Below are 16,688 nucleotides of genomic sequence, written 5' to 3'. Positions count from 1 at the left end.
ACACTCTCTAACCTGTTGTTTTTTTGCCAAATAAAATAATAGGTGTATTTCTTGCTTTATCGAGGGCGCAATGTTTAATTTTAACTTAATTAAGTACCTCTGTCCTATAAGGACAGGCACTAAAAGGCTAACTCAAATGAAAAATAAATTTTTAAAAGGCTTAATAGCTAGCTTCGCTTTGACTGTTAGTGGAATTGTCAATGCTGGATTAATTACTATATTCACTGATGAGGCTGATTTTATCAATGCTGTGAATATAACAGGAACATATGATTTCAATTCAGACACTCTAGGTGTTTTTTCCAATAATGACTTTGGCGATTTTAGTATTTATGAAAACGATAGCCTAATTACTTTATCAGTAGCTAACACATCTTCCATCTTTACATCTAATCATATAGACTTTTTTACCCAATGCTGTAATGTTCCAGATACAATGTTTATTGAATTTGATTTTGAAATTAATGCATTCGGCTTTGACTTTTCTAATGAAGACCCTACCAGTGATTTCACTGTTGTCACAGTTGATGGCCAATCATTTAATGTCGGTTCACCAAGAACTAATGGTTTCTTTGGTCTAATTTCAACTTCATCATTTAAGCTGATATCTTTTGTTGACGATCCTGCTAATGGAGGAGCAAATACTTCTACTAAATTTGATAATTTTAAATATCAAGCTGCTAGTGTACCTGAACCATCAGCTATAGCATTTTTTGCTTTAGGTTTAATGGGATTAGCTTCTCGTAAATTTAAAAAACAAGCATAGTAAAAAATATTATTAAAATCGAAATCACTGATCATAATGGTCAGTGCTTTTTTCGTTTTAAGAAATACAAAAAAAGAAAATTAGTGTAAACCTACACACGCGCTTTCAAATATCTCAGTAACCAACTGAAATATTAAGCTAATCGTAAATTTTTGAGAAATTCGAATACTTTCTTGTGGCTCAATTATCATTGAAAAATAAGGAAAAAGTCTTCTAAAAGCAAAAAGCCACATTGTTGTTTTCAACAAAACGGCTCCAAGTTCACTCAATAGCCCGCATTGAATGCGGTGTTTTTGTTTGTGCTAGTGTGCTTTACTATCAGCAACTTGCGAATAGCTTGATATACGTGTCTTGACGTTTTTCATGTAGTGAAGCTGGTAAAATAAATATCCCACAACTATTCATTAAAGCTGCCGATAGTAAGTCTTTAGCTAAGAAAGGAAAGTAAGGTTACTGGCAGTCTCTGAACACACCAAAAACCTTATTCGTATCTTTAAATTATACGTTTTGATAACTAAGAATACGCAGTTGCATACCCAATTGTCTTACTATACTACATTGGTAGAGGTGTATTTGGGGTATAAGGTTTCCTCGCCAAAGTGATATTACAGAAAGGGTGGCAATGAATACCAGGTCAGTAAATGATATGAGCAAGCAAACAGGCGTGGGTCTTATTGAGATCCTTATAACCTTGTTTATTCTTGCCGTTGGTTTGCTCGGTGTTGCAGCGCTTCAGTTTACTGGTTCGTTTGCGAACAAAGACGCAATAAGTAGAACCCAAGCTGAAATGGTTGCAGCCCAGGTCGCTGAGCGTTTGCGTGCAGCAGCAAGGCCAGCCACAGTAGGCGACGGTATGGTAGTACACAACGACTATTTTAACAGCGACAGCTACAACTTTTCGCGCCTAAGTTGCGCAGGCTCTTCGCATCCTTACCGTTGTTATTGCTTAAGTCGCCCGGCCGGTATTCCCAATTGCGAAGGCAACGCCTGTACAGAGCAGCAAATGGCCGCCTACGACGGTTGGGCGCTGTCTTGCTCTGCGGTACAAACTAACCCACAGACAAAAGTAAATATTCGCTGCGATGATAACAACACTGCCGATGTTTACAGATGCAGCGCAGGCTCTCGCATCGAAGTATTATTAACGTGGCCGGTTACGTCATCGGGTAACCAAAACTATACGCTTAACAGCCGCTGCAACCCAATAGAAGGCGATAGCAATGCCTGCGTGTTCAAGGACATTACATTATGACGCGCGGATTATCGACCCCGATGAAAAACACAGGTTTCTCCCTTGTCGAGCTTATGATTTCCCTTACGCTCGGCCTCATTATTTCCGGTGCCATTATTCAAGTGTTGGTAAGCAGCAGTGTCACAAATAAGTTGAATCAAGCTGTCGCGCAGGTACAAGAATCGGGGCGTTTTATTATGGCGCGTTTATCGTCTGAGTTCTATGAAGTAGGGCGCTACGACTTGGTTACGGCTGCCATTGATAGTTCTGTCGATACTATTGCTGAAGCGGCGTATGTTCAGAACAAGCCTATTGCCCTTGTGGGCGACTTTGTTACCAGCGGTGAGCTTGGCAGTATTCAAGCTGCAAGCGGCGATAGCGATAAATTGGTGGTGAGTTTATTGGGCAAAGAAGACTGCACGGGCAACAGTCATGGCTATGCGGCAGATGAAGAGTTTCATGTAGTAAACCACTATTTTGTGAGCGGTAGCGAACTTAAATGTACAGGCTTTGATGGCCGTGTTTTAAGGGGGCTTAAAAACCAATCTGTGGCGCCAGTAACGGTAACGCTTTTAGACAATGTGGAAAGCTTTCATGTTCAGTTTGGCGTGTCAGAGCGAATTACATCATCAAAAGGTCAGCCAGTAAGCTATGTAACTGCCAATGAATTAGGCCTTCTAAGAGCGCAAAATCAGCAGGTGGTCGCGCTACGTTGGGCCATCATGTTGAAAAGTTATCAAAATGAAGTACAGCAAACTCAAGCGCAGCGTTTTGCGCTGCTTAACGAGAGTGCAAAAACCATGAGTACATCGCATTACTATCAGGTTTTTTCAAAAACACTGGCACTTCGTAATATGAAGAATTTTGTAAGGAGTTCGCAATGAAACAGCGTGGTTTAGTGATGGTATTCGCGTTACTCGTTTTGTTGTCTATTACTGTGTTAGGTGTAAGCGCGGTAACCAGCAGCTTATCTCAGTCTAAAATGGCGGTGTCGATGCAACAAAGTGGTTTGGCTTTCGATGCGGCTGAATCGGCTATTGCTGGGGTATTCTTCGAATCTGAAGACGAAACATTACTTAGCGATCCTAATCAAACCGACCCGTTATCAGAAGCCAGACAAGGTAATATTTTCGACCCTGCAAACGATGCAGTGAGCTGCTTTGATAACAATGAGTGGACAGATCGCTACATGACTGAAGGTGGTCTTGCCATAGGCGATAGACATATTAACGACGGGACATATCAAACCGCGGTTGCTTCAAAAAGCTGGTCTCGAACAGCGTTTATACGCGAACAGGCATGTCGTGGCTCTAGTAACGTAATTGGCGGCAGTAATATTAATTGTCACGTATTCATTATACGCGGATGTGGAAAGGTAGCAGGTAAATCGACGGTGGTTGCAAATACGCTTGCAGCGTCGGTGTTCGGCCCGGCCTCTCAATAGGTGATGTTATGAGAAAGTTATCTAGCTATTTTGCTTCAACAATACTCTTCAGTTGCATTGGGTTCTCTGCATTTGGTGACGACTTAGACATTTATTTAGGCAATGCCAATAGTGCAGTTACCTACAATCCAAACGTACTGTTTATTATGGACTCATCAGGCAGTATGGGAGGCTACGACGGTACCGACCAGACGCGCATGTTACGTGTCCAAAATGCATTGAAAGCGGCGCTAGGTTCTGCGACAAACATCAATGCTGGTCTTATGCGTTTTTCGGACTATGGTGGCCCCATTCTCTACCCTATTCGTAATATAGATGAAACGGTACGTCCTGAAATTGTTATCTCAACTAACGATGATGATCACGACGCTCATGAAATAGATGGAGCTGTTACCACCAATGCCAACGACCTCGTTTTAAGTCAGGGGACTAAAACAGTCACATCTGGCCTGCGCTTTACCGACTTAAAAATTCCACAAGGCGCTACCATTGTAAGTGCTAACCTACGCTTCACCTCTGAAGGCTTTAACGTTGCAGGTACGTCATTAGTTATTTCTGCAGAAGATAACGCCGATTCCTCAGTATTTTCGAATACGAATAGTAATTTAACATCACGAACTAAAACCACGGCCACTGTAGAGTGGACAACCGACAACGATTTTCCTGCTTCAGGTGAAGTGGTTACTACACCCGATATTAGCGCTGTCATACAAGAAGTTGTGGATTTATCAGCATGGTGCGGTGGGAAAGACCTTAACATATTAATTGAAGGCAGCAGCGATGATAGCGCAAGTGGTCGCGAGGCGAGAGCCAGTGACGTAGGGCAAAGCGGTGCACCGCAATTGGTTGTGTCTTACGACGATTCTACCGCCACCGGTTGTGTGCAAGGTGAGGGTATTTATCAAGTATCAAACTCGCGAGATAACTCTGAAGAAGATAGAAATGGCTACCCCAATACCGGCAGCGAGCTGACTTTCCATCCTTCTTACAATAGTTATATTGGTTTACGCTTCAGAAATGTGAATATTCCTCAAGGCGCGGTTATTTCAGAGGCATACTTAGAGCTTACGGCATATAACACAACTACCTATGGTAGCCCGAGCATGCGCATTCGCGGCGTGGCCGATGATGATGCCGACGATTTTCACCCTGACCGTCGCTATCGAATTCGCAACTTACCGAAAACATCCGGTTTAACCTGGTCAATGCCAGATTTCTATCGTAACAATAGCTATCGTACCCCCGATATTAGCAGTATCGTGAAGCAAATCACCGACCGGTCGGGGTGGCAATCGGGCAACGATATGGCTTTTGTGCTAGATGATTTTGTATCGTACCGAGGTGCTTACACGTATGGTGGTTCACCTTCAAAAGCCGCTAAGCTGATAGTGAAGTTTAACGGCTCGGCCACCCCTGGTGCCTCTGCTACCGTGCGAGAGCATTTAATCAGTAAAGTTGATGAACTAAGTGCAAACGGTCTAACACCAATTGTTGATACATTACTAGAAGCCAGTAACTACTATGGTGGCCGCAATGTAGATTACGGCTTAAAACGTGGTGAAAGTGATGTAAGTAGTTCAGTGCGCCGGAGCACGCGTGTTAGTCATCGCAGTTCTTATTTGGGCGCTGACTCTATTCTGCCTTCAGGTTGTAGCGAAGATAATTTATCAGACAGCGACTGTGTGAATGAGCAGATCCCGACACCAGCAACCTATATTTCTCCGGTTTCCGATTTACAGTGTCAAACCAATAACCATATTGTGCTTTTATCTGATGGTGTGGCTAACAACAATCACAGTGTAAGTAAAATTCAGGCGTTGCTGGGAAAAACCTGCACAGGCAGTGGCGGTGAGAAGTGCGGACTCGATTTGGTGAGAAATATCAGCGAATCTGAAACCTCGGTGATAGGCCCACGCGTTATTACTCACACTATCGGTTTTGCAGCAAATAATAGTGCAAACAACTTTCTAAATCAGCTAGCACTACAAAGCGGTGGTGGATTTTATCAAGCAGATAATAGTACCAACTTGCTAGAGGCATTTAATACTATTCTACGCTCTGTAAAAGACATTAATGCAACGTTTGTATCTCCCGGTGTTGCTGTAAACCAGCTTAACCGCTTAACACACCGTGACGAGCTTTACTTCGCATTATTTAAACCCAGCGAAGGCGCTATTTGGCCAGGGAACTTAAAACGTTACAGGTTAAGCGGGGACAAAATTCTTGATAAGAATAGCTTGAACGCTGTAGACAGCGTTACGGGATTCTTCTCAGAGAACTCACACAGTTATTGGTCTACGTTAGCCGATGGCAGTGAAGTGAGTGACGGCGGCGCTGCAAGTCAGCTAGGCGCCAACAGGAATATTTATGTATTCGATGGCGATGGCTCAATTATAAGAAGCTCGAACGCGCTTCATGAAAACAACACAACCATTACCGCTACTGACTTAGCTATTCAAAGTGAGCCTGAGCCTGAAGCATTACGTGATGCACTGCTTAAATGGGCTCGCGGCGTAGATGTAAAAGACAGCGATGGCGACGGCAGTACATCAGATTTTCGCGCACAGATGGGCGACCCAATTCACTCTCAACCAATCATTGTGAACTATGGTGAAAACGACTCAGCAATTTTGGTGGCTACCAACCATGGAATGATACATTCATTCGACACCACTACAGGCGAGGAAAACTTTGCCATTATGCCCAAAGAGCTGCTTGCGAATTTGCACCACTTTTATAAAGATGCATCTTCTTTCGAACACCGATATGGCATAGACGGCGACCTTATCTTACGTCACGTAGGCGACAGTAAGTACCTATATGTAGGAATGCGCCGCGGTGGTCAAAACTACTACGTGTTTGATGTTACGAACAAAACTGCACCATCACTTAAGTTCAAGATTGAAGGTGGTGTAGGCGGTTTAGCAAAATTGGGTCAAACATGGTCACGCCCCACAATCACCAAAGTGAGAATGGGAGATACGGTAAAAAATGTAATGATAGTAGGCGGTGGCTATGATGATGCACAAGACGACCGCTTAGTAAGATCAAGCGACTCAATAGGTAATGCGGTATTCATGTTCGATGCCGATACCGGAGCTTTACTATGGCACGCAAGTAATGCTGATTCGAACCTTAATCTTTCAAATATGAATTATAGTATTCCTGGCAGGATCTCTGTTATCGACCGTGATAATGACGGTTTCGCCGATCATATGTATGTGGCAGATACTGGTGGTCAGCTGTTTAGGCTAGATATATACAATGGTGAAAGTGGCACTGACTTTATCAAAGGGCAACGGATTGCAGATTTTGGTGGTGACACAGCCGAAACTAATCGCCGCTTCTATTACGGTCCTGATGTTACTGAAATCGCACTCGGTGATGAGCTTTATTATGGCGTGGCGTTAGGTAGTGGTTGGAGAGCATCGCCTTTAGACACTGTAGTGGAAGATAACTTCTATATGTTGAAAGACGAAGGAGTTTTCAAGCGAGACGTCAATGGCGAGTACACGTTCATGAGTACAGTGTTTGAATCAGACATGTATAACGCTACAAGCCACGCCTTAACCAGTAGTAACGAGGAAGATCGTAATTTGGCGGCAAGCACTTTTGCCAACAAATCAGGTTGGTACTTAAACTTGACCACCAACGGTGAGAAAGTGTTGTCCTCACCGCTTATTCTCGATTACAAGGTGTTCTTTACAACCTATGTTCCTGCAGTAAGCAGTACCAGTGCCTGCGCACCTCCTACAGGAAACAGTCGTGCGTATCTTGTCAGTATGTTTAACGGTAATGCAGTAAGCGACCTCAATATCAATGGTGTACTGGACAGTGGTGACAGATCAGCTGAACTCAAACAAACCGGCATTGCACCTGAAACAAAAATACTCATAGAAGACATCGTTAGTCCGGTGGTGTGTTTGGGTACAGAGTGTGTATCTGCGGTTATTGAAGTTGATGAAGACGGTAACGACAAAGCCTGTGTGTCGGCGTTTGAGTGCCTTGCTGAAAACATTTATGGTAGGTTTGAACGTATTCAACGAGGAAGTTGGCATTCGGAAACGGAAAGAGAGTGAAGGATATGAAACATACTGTACAAAAAGGCTTCTCACTTATTGAGCTGATGATTGTGGTTACTATTATCGGTATTGTCGCGGCTATAGCTTACCCATCTTATCAAGGTGTTGTGGCAGATGGTTACCGCGGTACAGGGCAGGCTGACTTGCTTGCTTTTGCATCAGCAATGGAGAGGCACCACAGCGGCTCTTTTAGTTATGAAGGTGCTGGCAGCGGTGGCAGCAATACAGGTGCTCCAGCAATTTTCACTACTTATTCACCCTCTTCAGAGCCGCAAACGAACAAGCGTTACGACTTAACTATTGTTGCCGCCACGGCAACAAGCTACCAGTTAAAAGCCACTCCGGTAAGTGGTTCAGGGCAAAGCAGTGATGGCGCCTTGTTCTATTTTAGTGATGGCCGAAAAGCATGGGATCAAAACAATAACGGCAGTATTGAATCTAGCGAATATTGTTGGTCTTGTTAGTAAAGGTACTAGTACCCTCTAGCTTTAGCGCCCCCAGCTTTGTAACGTCATTCCATTGTTGGTCGTAAGGTGCAGTGATAAATTCGCGCTCTTTTGGCATTCGTGAAGCTAAATAGCGCTGCTGGTGTTCTTGTATAGCCACTAGCAGTGTTGATGATTTATTAAATGCTGAAAATAGAAACGCACTGCTACTTATAAAAATAAATGTGGCCATTAACACCTCCACAAGCACCGCACCACGACATTTTTGACTCTTAGGTAACTTACCGTACTTTTTAGTATTCATAAGCCGTTCCCGGTATCGGTATTATTTTGAAAAGGGCTGCGTGTTGCTGTAATTGCTGCAACACGTCAAACGAAAAAGCAGTGGTTCCCTGAATATCGGTTGTAATAGAGCGGGTTGAAATAGCGAGCCCTGTAAGTTTGGCTGACGGATGAAGCACTACTTTGTTGGTGTTTGAAGTACTAGGGATGATAATTAGCAAACCGTAAAATGTAGTATTCTCTTCAAAGGTAATATTGCCATTTTTAACCACTAGCAGAATGGGGTTTTTAGCACTACTGTGCTTTACACTTTTGGCGGTGAGCAAACAGTTTCCTTCAATCCAAACCACCACTTTTGTTTGCAAGTCATTGCAATTATTTGCACTGAGCGGCGAGGGTAAATAACCGTGGCTAAAGCTTTCCAATGTTCTATTGAACATTTTCTCAGTGATTGAACTGTCTACATCAAAATTCTTCGTGTTGTTAGGTAGTGCTAGAATACTCGGGTATTTAACAAAGCTTTCTTTATATTGTAACGCGCCCTCTAAAGACGACGTAGCTATAGAAAACTGTTCAACTAAAAGCTCATGTGCTCCTTTGTAGCTGAATGAATTAACGACGAATTTATGTGAATGTTGTGCGGGTAGTAACTTTCCTAGCGGTTTTACTGCGATGCTTTTCGCTAATTCACGGGTTGCTTGTCGTGCAGATAATGATTCATTTGAAGTCTGTTGTGTTAATTTGTCTAACCTACTGAATGTAATAATGCTGTGAGCGCTTGAAAATACCAGGTATGACAGCGAAAGTAGAAGTATAAGTACGAGCGAGAGCATCATGAAACCGCTACTTTCGCTTTTTAAGGGGCTTACTTTCAAGTGAGCAAGCGCTGTGTGCAGTTCGCAATCCTCAGGCTTGCACATTTACTAAACCAATCGTAAATGTTTTCGTTTGTGCGATATCAGTGTACGTTGCATCCTGCGCATCTATCGTTACCTCAAGTAACGTGCCCCACGAGGAAGCCTGCGTAATAGTGAAGCGTAACCTAGTTATCAACGTCGAGCGGGTATCTGTTATGTCGTGCCAACCAGTTACCTCACATGCTTTACCTTTTACTCTATATTCAATTGCCTTCGATCGTAGTCTGTAGCCAAATTGTTCAGATGCAGAAGCCTCAATCACACCGCTTTCGTTTTTATCATACGCAAACAGCACGCAGCTGTTTGTGGCTTCGGAGCCAAATTGACTGATTGTTAACGTAGGTTTAGGAGGCAATGTTACGGATGAAAAAGCGACGGGTTGCACGTGGTCATAGGCGGCAAAGTCAGTACTTTTTATATTTTCAGTCAATACAAACTGTAAAGCCCGCAACTCATCTTCTAGTTTAATGCGGTGCTCAAACTTCATCACTGCTTGTGCCAACTGTGAGCTATAGGTGCTTGCCTGAAGCGAGACAATCAGCATTATTGTAGTTGCTACAAGTAGCTCGGTTAACGTTGCCCCTCTTGTTATGTGCACTTAGCAACCCCACTTAAAAACGGAGATGAACAGCTTCGCGCCCTTCCTAAGCTACTAATTATTATGCGGCCCTCTCGTTGTTTACTTTTCAGCACTATTGTTGTGCTGCTAGAAAAATTTAATGTGCCGTGTTTGTTAAAAGTAATCACTTTGTTGTCACCCGATGATGTGGTGATATCTATATGTTTATCACGAAGTAACACCGGTCTTATTTCATTGTCTGATGTACATTGTTTTGAGGCTGGAGTGGGCGAAATTGGTAGCGAAGATACAGAGCAATAACAGCTGGCATTGGTGCTGATAGCGATACACTCTTCACTTTTGCCATTAACTACAAGGTGTTTTTCTGCCCCAGTTGCAAGGGCCTGTAATCGAGTTGCTTTTACTAGCTCGCTTACGGCCTGTAATGCGTTTCTAAATTTGTTGTCAGCTTGCCAATGGTTAATAGAAGGGATAGCGAACGTACTAAGTAGCACTATTATGGAAACCACTATCATTACTTCAAGCAATGAATAGCCTGTAGACCTACTCATCGCATTCATATTAAAAACTAGACCCAAGCTCGGTTACTCCGTTACGGCTTCATTGATACCTTTAAAATACTTCTAATGAGGCGAGATGTAAGCTGTACCATGGATAGGTTTAAAGCAAAGGCAATCGGGCATGTAAACGGTTTGACGTTATTGGAAATGCTAATAGCAGTTAGCATAGTGACTATTCTCACCCTTTCGTTCTATAAAGCCAAGGAACGTGCGGCGCACGCATCAAACAGACTAAAAGCGAAAAGCTATCTACTCTCGCTTCAGGCTGTGCAGGCGAGAGCGTGGTTGGAAAATGGCATTTATAAGTCGTTGAAGCAACTGAATATGAAGCCGCCGGAAGGCTTAAAAATAACTGACAACACCGATAAGACAAAGCAAAGTATTTCGTATAAGTTCAGCGTTACGCTGCCGTCAGTTCCGGTTTCTTCAGGTTGCCGAACGCTTGCGATAACGCAGGATGAGGTTTTGCCAATAGAATGCTGGTAGTGTCGGGAGGAGTAAGTAAGAAGGAATAAATAGGAGGTGCAAAAAGTTACCCAGTGCTGAAAACATCTCGACTAGCTACAGGATAAATCGTTGCCTTGTAGATCTTCCTTTACGCCATTTCCATCACTGTCCACCGCAACTGAAATTCTTCCGTATAGCGAAAGTAAAAGGGCTGAAGCGTAATTTACGTCATTTGTTTTTGGACATATCTTAATAGTGGCTGCGCGGCTAACACCGCCTTGTTCGTCAAATATTAAGCTACCAGACAAGCCGTAAACGGTATTTGAACTATTAAGTGGGTCGCTGGTTACAATCAAATCTTCAGTGTTATCGCGAGCGCCGTTTCCGTTACTGTCAATAAACACCATTTTTGCCAGCTTCCAATCATTACTGCACGCACTGTAATCGTCAGTTGGGCACATCAGTACATCAGTTTGTTCGTCAACTGCGGTAAAGCGAGCACGCTGAGCCACAGCGCTCAAGCTATTTAAGTCTGCTGTAATTTTATTTTTTATCAATAAGCTTTGTATATTGGGAGCTACAGAGGTCACCACAATAGCAAGCACGGCTACTGCTACTAGCATCTCTAATAGTGTTAAGCCGCGTTGACGTTTTACGCTGAAAGGTTTGACAAAAGCAGTTCCACGAATAGCCATGCAACCCTCATTAAGGCTGGCGTCCAGAGGCTTGTCTGCGCCTTCACGTCGATGGCTTTCGTATACTTGGTGTCTGTACTGCATGGTGCTCAATAACTAAAAATAGAAAGAATTTGGTTGTTAAAAGAAGAGTTAGTACGTTAATCATCGATAGGCCTTTTTAACCACCTATACGCTGATGTTGCCCATAAAAGTCGCGCTTAAATCGACAACCTTTCTGCTTTGTAATTCACAATGTGGCTTTTGGTACAAAACTCTCCCTTTATTTAGGGTAAACTATTTTTACCAATTAAAGGTATATTTTGAAAAGAGGGGGCATAAAGCTATATACACAACCCCCCATTTTAAGCAGCGTGCTTGCTGTATTAGTGCGTATAGCATTACTCCGAATAATAATAAGCAAAAATAAGCATTTAATTGCCTTAACATGAATGACAATAGTGTCGTAAACTCTTGTCAGGACGCCTCAACATTACGTGGATATTATGATGCAAAAACAAGCAGTTATTGAAGAAATGAGAGTACTGCCTGAGATTGACGTGGAAAATGAAGTTACACGTCGAGTTTCCTTTATCAAAAATCAGCTAAAAACCTCTGGTCTTCATGCCTTAGTACTGGGTATTAGTGGTGGTATAGACTCGTGCACACTTGGGCGATTAGCGCAGCTTGCTGTTAACGAGTTAAATGACGAAGGCGGCAAAAAATATCAGTTTATCGCAGTAAGACTTCCTTACAGCACTCAGGCTGATGAAGAAGACGCACAAAAGTCTATTGATTTCATTCAACCAACCCATGCAGTAACGGTAAACGTTCAGCCAGGCGCAGATGCTATTCATGAAGCTACTACGCAAGCATTATCAGAATCTAGCTTATTGCCAGAAAGTGACGCAAAGCAGGATTTCGTGAAAGGAAATGTAAAAGCGCGTACACGTATGGTAATTCAATACGAAATTGCAGGTATGGTAGATGGCCTTGTATTAGGCACAGACCACTCGGCTGAAAATATTACAGGCTTTTACACCAAATACGGTGATGGTGCTTGTGACCTAGCACCTTTGTTCGGTTTAAGTAAACGCCAAGTGCGTGCCATTGCTGCACATCTAGGTGCGCCTCAAAATGTAATTACTAAAGCGCCAACGGCCGACTTAGAAAGCCTTTCACCTCAAAAGGAAGACGAGCAAGCGTTGGGTATGACGTACGACCAAATTGACGATTTCTTGGAAGGTAAGCCTGTTTCTGCGGAAGTGGAAGAGAAATTGCTCTATATTTATGAACGTACACAACACAAACGTGTGCCAATTCCAACTATTTACGACGAGTTGTAGTCATGAAAAAAATTGAAGCTATCATTAAACCATTTAAGATGGATGATGTGAGGGAAGCACTAGCCGAGGTAGGTATAGCAGGGATGACCGTTTCAGAAGTGAAGGGCTTCGGTCGTCAAAAAGGGCATACTGAACTTTATCGTGGTGCAGAGTATCAGGTTGATTTTTTGCCGAAAATTAAAATTGAGCTGGTACTAGACGACGAACGCGTTGAACAAGCGGTCGAAGCAATTCAGTCTTCTGCAAAAACGGGGAAGATTGGTGATGGCAAAATTTTCGTTTATAACGTTGAAACTGCGGTGCGTATTCGTACTGGCGAGCAAAACGAAGAAGCTATTTAGTATTTGTTAGCATTGTTTCACTATTGAAAATAAAAAAGGGAGCGTTGAACTCCCTTTTTCGTTGCTTTTAATATCAAAGCTAAAAGCGATTACGTGTGTGACTAGTGCTCACCTGATGAACATTCGCCTGTTTCGGCGTCACAGCAGCTGCTTTCTTGGTGAACGTGGCCGTGCTTAAGTTCTTCTGCTGTAGCTTCGCGTACGTCTACAACGTTAACGTCGAAGGTTAATGGAATCCCTGCAAGCGGGTGGTTTCCATCTACCACAACATCTTCATCGGTCGTTTCAATAATAATAACCGATTGCTCACCTTGAGGAGTAGTGGCTCTAAAAGACATACCTACTTCAACGTCCATACCTTCAAACATAGAGCGTGGTACGGTTTGAACTAGTTCATCTAATCGCTCTCCATATGCTTTTTCTGGAGCAACAGAAACGTTAAAGCTGTCATCTTTTGCTTTACCGATTAAAGCATCTTCTAGTCCTTCAATAAGGAAACGGCGTCCAAGCAACACTACTAGAGGTGATTTGCCCTCAGATGAATCAAGTGTTGTACCGTCTTCTGTCGATACGGTGTAGTGTAGCGTTACAACGCTGTCAGCGGTAATGGTCATAGCATTTCCTGTGTTGGCCTTTTTTGTCAAAAGGCATTAAAAGTTCACGCAGCAACAAACAGTGTTTAGCGACGTTTTTTTACAATATTGCTGGCTTTTTGTTCAATATTGTACGGTAGGGCGTTAGGGTAACAGGTAACGTCAGTTTGATCAGCCAATCTGTGTAAATCTTCTGGCGTAGTATCATTGCTGAGAACCGCAATGAAATGCGTTTCTTTACCTAACGTTGCCACGCTAATAATTTTTCCGGCAACACGCCAGTTGTCACCCAACTGCTTTTCTAAGCTAGCGCCTGCTTTAACATCCACGAACATGGGTAATGTAAAGCTATAGGCGGCACGTTTGTTTTTCCCAAGAAAGCGAGTTCTCGCCACCACTTCTTGTCCCATATAACAGCCTTTATCGAAATCGATACCGTTAAGAGCCTGCACGTTTATCATTTGCGGTACATACTCGGCAACAGCCGACTCTGAAAGGGCAGGGTGAACACTTTCAATCTGCAGTGCATCAAAAGTGGATGCTTCAAGTTGTGGCACGCTGTGTTGGTTTAAGTTAGCTTGTACTTGCTCAGTTGCTTCTTCGGTAAGCACAAGTACAACACCACCGCTTTTAAAGCCTGTTTGAAAGGCAAGAAGCGAATCGTTTGCAAAGCTTGCCAGTGAAGTGCCTTGCTCACTTGCTGCCGCAAGCCTTTCAATATCTTCTTGCGTCACAACGCTAGATGAGAAGTGAGAAAGGGCATCACCTACTGTATTACTAGATACAAACCAAAGCGTGTGCGCATTTGACTCGTCAATAATGTCGGCTTTTGAAAATACGCCGTACTTATTCAATTGAGCGAGAGTGTGTGCACCACTTGCCTTGTTAGCAATCATCGCTATTTTGCTGTTGAAACGTGCAACATACCCTACAGACCACGTTTTTCCCTTGTTGTCGCAGTGCGCATAGTGCCGAGCGTGGTCTGCTGTTAGCTTATTGACGTTAACAGTAATTTGTCCTTGCAAATAACTATCAGCTTGCTCGCCCTCAAGGGTTATCAGCATGTGATTGTCTAAACGAACAGCAAATTTTTCGGGTAACGCCTTTAGCGTTTCAATTGAAGACATGTAAAGCACTCTTACTTTTTAACTATGCTTTCAAAGTATGGCAAAACAAGAATTAATCAAGGGATGTTAGTGTAGATATTAATTTATTATTAGTTTCATTATCAGACCAAAAGAGCAGTGATCCCGTACACCTGAGCGTGGTACTATTGAATGTAAATAGAAATAGGTAAAAGACATGAAGTTTGAACCAAAAAGACTTGCCCGATTAAAGTGGGCGTGCCGACGCGGTATGCTTGAGCTTGACGTTTTGCTGCTGCCGTTCGTTGAAGAAGCCTTCGACGATTTGAGCTATGAAGACCAAGAGACATTCGAACGTTTGCTTACCAGTGACGATCCAGACTTGTTCGCATGGATTATGGGTCACCAAAAGTGTGAAGACCCTGAATTAGCAGCCATGGTTGCTACCATAGTGAACCGTGTCAAAGTATAGGATAAATATATCGTATACACCCCACAGAACATTGCTACGTAGTGTGCTTTTATGTTGCTGCGTAGCGATGGCTTTATTAGGTGCACCCGATACCGTTTGGACATGGGTGAACCGCGAAACCACAATAGTTGCTCTTGTTTTAGTTACGCTTGTTGCTATCGTATTGGATGCAATTTGTTACAAACAAACACCGGCTGACATCACGTATTTGCTGTCTAGTGATGGTAAAATTTGCACAAGTAAAAACAGTTCACAAGAGCCTTTGGCTCAACAAAACGGTGCAGTCCAAAACGCTTTACAGCAACTCCATCACACATCAATGGTGCTCCCATGGGGGCTTTGTCTTGAAGTGGCGAGTGTAAAACGTTATTGGTTTCAGAAAAATCATACCCATTTGGGTTGGGTATTAAGAAATGAGTGTTCTGAGCGAGATTACCGTCGCCTTTGCCGCGCCGTAATCTTGGCCAGAAAAGAAATGCCTTCAAGGAAAAATTAGATGTTTCGTGAATATATGCAGGCGCTTTTTAAGCGCGTTGATACACGGAAGTTAATGCAATTCAAGCCGCCTTCGCTACCCCAAAGAATTTATACGAAGAGCATTAGCGTCGATAATGCCCATTACGGCAAGTACTGCAACGAGGTGGAATGGCCCGTAAGTGATCGAATGCATCCTTTGTATTTGCAAATGTTATCGCTACCACTTCAAATGCAGTGTTTATTAGATAAGCAAAGCCCGTTTCCACTTTTGGGGCTTATTCATTCTGGCAATCGCGTGTCTGTGCTACTCAGTTGTGATCTCAGTGAGCCGTTCGAATGTCGCGTAAGGTTTCACGATGTAAATCCGCATAGTCGCGGGTGGGAAGTAGAGGTGTTACTTGAGGCGTATCAAGCTGGGCAGCTAGTATACAAAGCCATAAGTAGCTACCTAGTGAAAGTTAAAGCGGTTCATGTGGCACCAAGAACCATTCACTCTGAAGTGGTTGAGTCTTGTAACAGCGAAGAAAAGGTGACGATTGGAGAAGCCTTATTACCTGCAGAGACCGGAAGGCGTTATGCAGCGCTGTCTGGTGACTTTAACCCTATTCACCTTTCTACGCTTTCGGCAAAGCTATTTGGATTTAAAAAGCCAATAGCCCACGGCATGTTTACACTAGCTCGTGCAATATCTGCCTACACGGCCAATCAAGAAAACCCCAATGCCCTTGAAATAAATCGCGTAGATTGCCGTTTTAAAAAGCCCGTATTTCTTCCCAACACTATAGTGTTTCAGCAGCATTGTGAAACAAATTCTAGTGTGAAAATTGACGTAACCAATGCGAGCAAAACCTCAACACATATCGAAATTTCGATGACGTTTTAAATAAAAAAGGTGAGTTAAAAACTCACCTTTTTGGTTAATTGAGGTATGCGGCCACTTTTAGG

Annotated in this window: 19 protein-coding genes; 12 read left to right on the top strand and 7 right to left on the bottom strand. The window is 43.1% G+C overall.

What is annotated here, in order from left to right; translation table 11 throughout:
* Positions 1 to 136 precede the first annotated feature (136 nt).
* From ACGHAV_RS10665 to ACGHAV_RS10640, 6 genes are all read left to right on the top strand, one after another.
* On the top strand, positions 137 to 766 hold the full coding sequence (locus tag ACGHAV_RS10665; RefSeq protein ID WP_390380175.1) for a PEP-CTERM sorting domain-containing protein: 630 nt from the start codon (positions 137 to 139) through the stop codon (positions 764 to 766).
* 622 nt (positions 767 to 1,388) lie between these two features.
* Positions 1,389 to 2,018 (top strand): prepilin-type N-terminal cleavage/methylation domain-containing protein, encoded by a 630-nt coding sequence (locus ACGHAV_RS10660; RefSeq protein WP_390380172.1) that lies wholly within the window; start codon positions 1,389 to 1,391, stop codon positions 2,016 to 2,018.
* Positions 2,015 to 2,881: a PilW family protein gene (locus ACGHAV_RS10655; protein WP_390380169.1), complete on the top strand. Its 867-nt coding sequence runs from the start codon at positions 2,015 to 2,017 to the stop codon at positions 2,879 to 2,881. Before ACGHAV_RS10660 ends, ACGHAV_RS10655 begins: the two co-directional genes overlap by 4 nt.
* On the top strand, positions 2,878 to 3,441 hold the full coding sequence (locus ACGHAV_RS10650) for a PilX N-terminal domain-containing pilus assembly protein (protein WP_390380166.1): 564 nt from the start codon (positions 2,878 to 2,880) through the stop codon (positions 3,439 to 3,441). The genes ACGHAV_RS10655 and ACGHAV_RS10650 overlap by 4 nt, the downstream gene beginning before the upstream one ends.
* Before the next feature lie 8 nt (positions 3,442 to 3,449).
* On the top strand, positions 3,450 to 7,520 hold the full coding sequence (locus ACGHAV_RS10645; protein WP_390380163.1) for a PilC/PilY family type IV pilus protein: 4,071 nt from the start codon (positions 3,450 to 3,452) through the stop codon (positions 7,518 to 7,520).
* Between the two features lie 5 nt (positions 7,521 to 7,525).
* Positions 7,526 to 7,987 carry a type IV pilin protein gene (locus ACGHAV_RS10640; RefSeq protein WP_390380160.1) on the top strand — a complete coding sequence of 154 codons (462 nt, stop codon included), beginning with the start codon at positions 7,526 to 7,528 and terminating at the stop codon, positions 7,985 to 7,987.
* Here the strand turns inward: ACGHAV_RS10640 and ACGHAV_RS10635 are convergent.
* The 4 genes from ACGHAV_RS10635 to ACGHAV_RS10620 all read right to left on the bottom strand — a co-directional run bounded on the left by ACGHAV_RS10635 (position 7,962) and on the right by ACGHAV_RS10620 (position 10,299).
* On the bottom strand, positions 7,962 to 8,273 hold the full coding sequence (locus ACGHAV_RS10635) for a hypothetical protein (protein WP_390380157.1): 312 nt from the start codon (positions 8,271 to 8,273) through the stop codon (positions 7,962 to 7,964). The genes ACGHAV_RS10640 and ACGHAV_RS10635 overlap by 26 nt on opposite strands.
* Positions 8,263 to 9,087, bottom strand: a complete 825-nt coding sequence (locus ACGHAV_RS10630; protein WP_390380155.1) for a hypothetical protein — start codon at positions 9,085 to 9,087, stop codon at positions 8,263 to 8,265. Before ACGHAV_RS10630 ends, ACGHAV_RS10635 begins: the two co-directional genes overlap by 11 nt.
* Before the next feature lie 70 nt (positions 9,088 to 9,157).
* Complete coding sequence (locus ACGHAV_RS10625; protein ID WP_390380152.1) at positions 9,158 to 9,766, bottom strand: hypothetical protein; 609 nt, start codon at positions 9,764 to 9,766, stop codon at positions 9,158 to 9,160.
* Positions 9,757 to 10,299, bottom strand: coding sequence for a Tfp pilus assembly protein FimT/FimU (locus ACGHAV_RS10620; RefSeq protein WP_390380149.1), 543 nt, complete (start codon positions 10,297 to 10,299; stop codon positions 9,757 to 9,759). The genes ACGHAV_RS10625 and ACGHAV_RS10620 overlap by 10 nt, the downstream gene beginning before the upstream one ends.
* A gap of 99 nt (positions 10,300 to 10,398) precedes the next feature.
* On the opposite strand from ACGHAV_RS10620, the gene ACGHAV_RS10615 reads away from it, so the two are divergent.
* Positions 10,399 to 10,794, top strand: a complete 396-nt coding sequence (locus ACGHAV_RS10615; protein WP_390380147.1) for a type II secretion system protein — start codon at positions 10,399 to 10,401, stop codon at positions 10,792 to 10,794.
* 71 nt (positions 10,795 to 10,865) lie between these two features.
* Here the strand turns inward: ACGHAV_RS10615 and ACGHAV_RS10610 are convergent, their stop codons facing one another.
* A complete protein-coding gene (locus tag ACGHAV_RS10610; RefSeq protein ID WP_390380144.1) occupies positions 10,866 to 11,534 on the bottom strand; it encodes a GspH/FimT family pseudopilin in 669 nt (222 codons plus the stop codon).
* Between the two features lie 404 nt (positions 11,535 to 11,938).
* Here ACGHAV_RS10610 and nadE point away from each other — a divergent pair, with 404 nt between their 5' ends.
* Both nadE and ACGHAV_RS10600 read left to right on the top strand, forming a co-directional pair.
* Entirely contained in the window at positions 11,939 to 12,775 is an 837-nt protein-coding gene (nadE, locus tag ACGHAV_RS10605) for an ammonia-dependent NAD(+) synthetase (RefSeq protein ID WP_390380669.1), read from the top strand.
* 2 nt (positions 12,776 to 12,777) lie between these two features.
* Positions 12,778 to 13,116 carry a P-II family nitrogen regulator gene (locus tag ACGHAV_RS10600; RefSeq protein ID WP_334013324.1) on the top strand — a complete coding sequence of 113 codons (339 nt, stop codon included), beginning with the start codon at positions 12,778 to 12,780 and terminating at the stop codon, positions 13,114 to 13,116.
* A gap of 101 nt (positions 13,117 to 13,217) precedes the next feature.
* Here ACGHAV_RS10600 and ACGHAV_RS10595 read toward each other — a convergent pair whose 3' ends face one another.
* Positions 13,218 to 13,730, bottom strand: a complete 513-nt coding sequence (locus ACGHAV_RS10595; protein WP_390380141.1) for a peptidylprolyl isomerase — start codon at positions 13,728 to 13,730, stop codon at positions 13,218 to 13,220.
* 65 nt (positions 13,731 to 13,795) lie between these two features.
* Positions 13,796 to 14,836, bottom strand: a complete 1,041-nt coding sequence (locus ACGHAV_RS10590) for a YgfZ/GcvT domain-containing protein (protein WP_390380138.1) — start codon at positions 14,834 to 14,836, stop codon at positions 13,796 to 13,798.
* Positions 14,837 to 15,011: 175 nt separating this feature from the next.
* Between ACGHAV_RS10590 and ACGHAV_RS10585 the strand changes: the two genes are divergently transcribed.
* From ACGHAV_RS10585 to ACGHAV_RS10575, 3 genes are read left to right on the top strand one after another with little or no spacing between them, the layout of a single operon-like run.
* The gene (locus tag ACGHAV_RS10585) at positions 15,012 to 15,266 is read left to right on the top strand and encodes a succinate dehydrogenase assembly factor 2 (protein ID WP_390380135.1); all 255 of its coding nucleotides are present in this window, start codon (positions 15,012 to 15,014) and stop codon (positions 15,264 to 15,266) included.
* Complete coding sequence (locus tag ACGHAV_RS10580) at positions 15,253 to 15,762, top strand: protein YgfX (RefSeq protein ID WP_390380132.1); 510 nt, start codon at positions 15,253 to 15,255, stop codon at positions 15,760 to 15,762. Before ACGHAV_RS10585 ends, ACGHAV_RS10580 begins: the two co-directional genes overlap by 14 nt.
* A complete protein-coding gene (locus tag ACGHAV_RS10575; protein WP_390380129.1) occupies positions 15,763 to 16,626 on the top strand; it encodes a MaoC family dehydratase in 864 nt (287 codons plus the stop codon).
* Positions 16,627 to 16,688 lie beyond the last annotated feature (62 nt).

Origin of the sequence: Alteromonas sp. MTD1 (assembly GCF_042848195.1) — a bacterium.
Classification (GTDB): domain Bacteria; phylum Pseudomonadota; class Gammaproteobacteria; order Enterobacterales; family Alteromonadaceae; genus Alteromonas.
This window is presented reverse-complemented; position numbering and strand designations above follow the sequence as displayed.

Coding starts and splice junctions, on each gene's coding strand:
- ACGHAV_RS10665 (WP_390380175.1), top strand. CDS start 137: ATGAAAAATAAATTTTTAAAAGGCTTAATAGCTAGCTTCGCTTTGACT.
- ACGHAV_RS10660 (WP_390380172.1), top strand. CDS start 1,389: ATGAATACCAGGTCAGTAAATGATATGAGCAAGCAAACAGGCGTGGGT.
- ACGHAV_RS10655 (WP_390380169.1), top strand. CDS start 2,015: ATGACGCGCGGATTATCGACCCCGATGAAAAACACAGGTTTCTCCCTT.
- ACGHAV_RS10650 (WP_390380166.1), top strand. CDS start 2,878: ATGAAACAGCGTGGTTTAGTGATGGTATTCGCGTTACTCGTTTTGTTG.
- ACGHAV_RS10645 (WP_390380163.1), top strand. CDS start 3,450: ATGAGAAAGTTATCTAGCTATTTTGCTTCAACAATACTCTTCAGTTGC.
- ACGHAV_RS10640 (WP_390380160.1), top strand. CDS start 7,526: ATGAAACATACTGTACAAAAAGGCTTCTCACTTATTGAGCTGATGATT.
- ACGHAV_RS10635 (WP_390380157.1), bottom strand. CDS start 8,273: ATGAATACTAAAAAGTACGGTAAGTTACCTAAGAGTCAAAAATGTCGT.
- ACGHAV_RS10630 (WP_390380155.1), bottom strand. CDS start 9,087: ATGATGCTCTCGCTCGTACTTATACTTCTACTTTCGCTGTCATACCTG.
- ACGHAV_RS10620 (WP_390380149.1), bottom strand. CDS start 10,299: ATGAGTAGGTCTACAGGCTATTCATTGCTTGAAGTAATGATAGTGGTT.
- ACGHAV_RS10615 (WP_390380147.1), top strand. CDS start 10,399: ATGGATAGGTTTAAAGCAAAGGCAATCGGGCATGTAAACGGTTTGACG.
- ACGHAV_RS10610 (WP_390380144.1), bottom strand. CDS start 11,534: ATGCAGTACAGACACCAAGTATACGAAAGCCATCGACGTGAAGGCGCA.
- nadE (WP_390380669.1), top strand. CDS start 11,939: ATGCAAAAACAAGCAGTTATTGAAGAAATGAGAGTACTGCCTGAGATT.
- ACGHAV_RS10600 (WP_334013324.1), top strand. CDS start 12,778: ATGAAAAAAATTGAAGCTATCATTAAACCATTTAAGATGGATGATGTG.
- ACGHAV_RS10595 (WP_390380141.1), bottom strand. CDS start 13,730: ATGACCATTACCGCTGACAGCGTTGTAACGCTACACTACACCGTATCG.
- ACGHAV_RS10590 (WP_390380138.1), bottom strand. CDS start 14,836: ATGTCTTCAATTGAAACGCTAAAGGCGTTACCCGAAAAATTTGCTGTT.
- ACGHAV_RS10585 (WP_390380135.1), top strand. CDS start 15,012: ATGAAGTTTGAACCAAAAAGACTTGCCCGATTAAAGTGGGCGTGCCGA.
- ACGHAV_RS10575 (WP_390380129.1), top strand. CDS start 15,763: ATGTTTCGTGAATATATGCAGGCGCTTTTTAAGCGCGTTGATACACGG.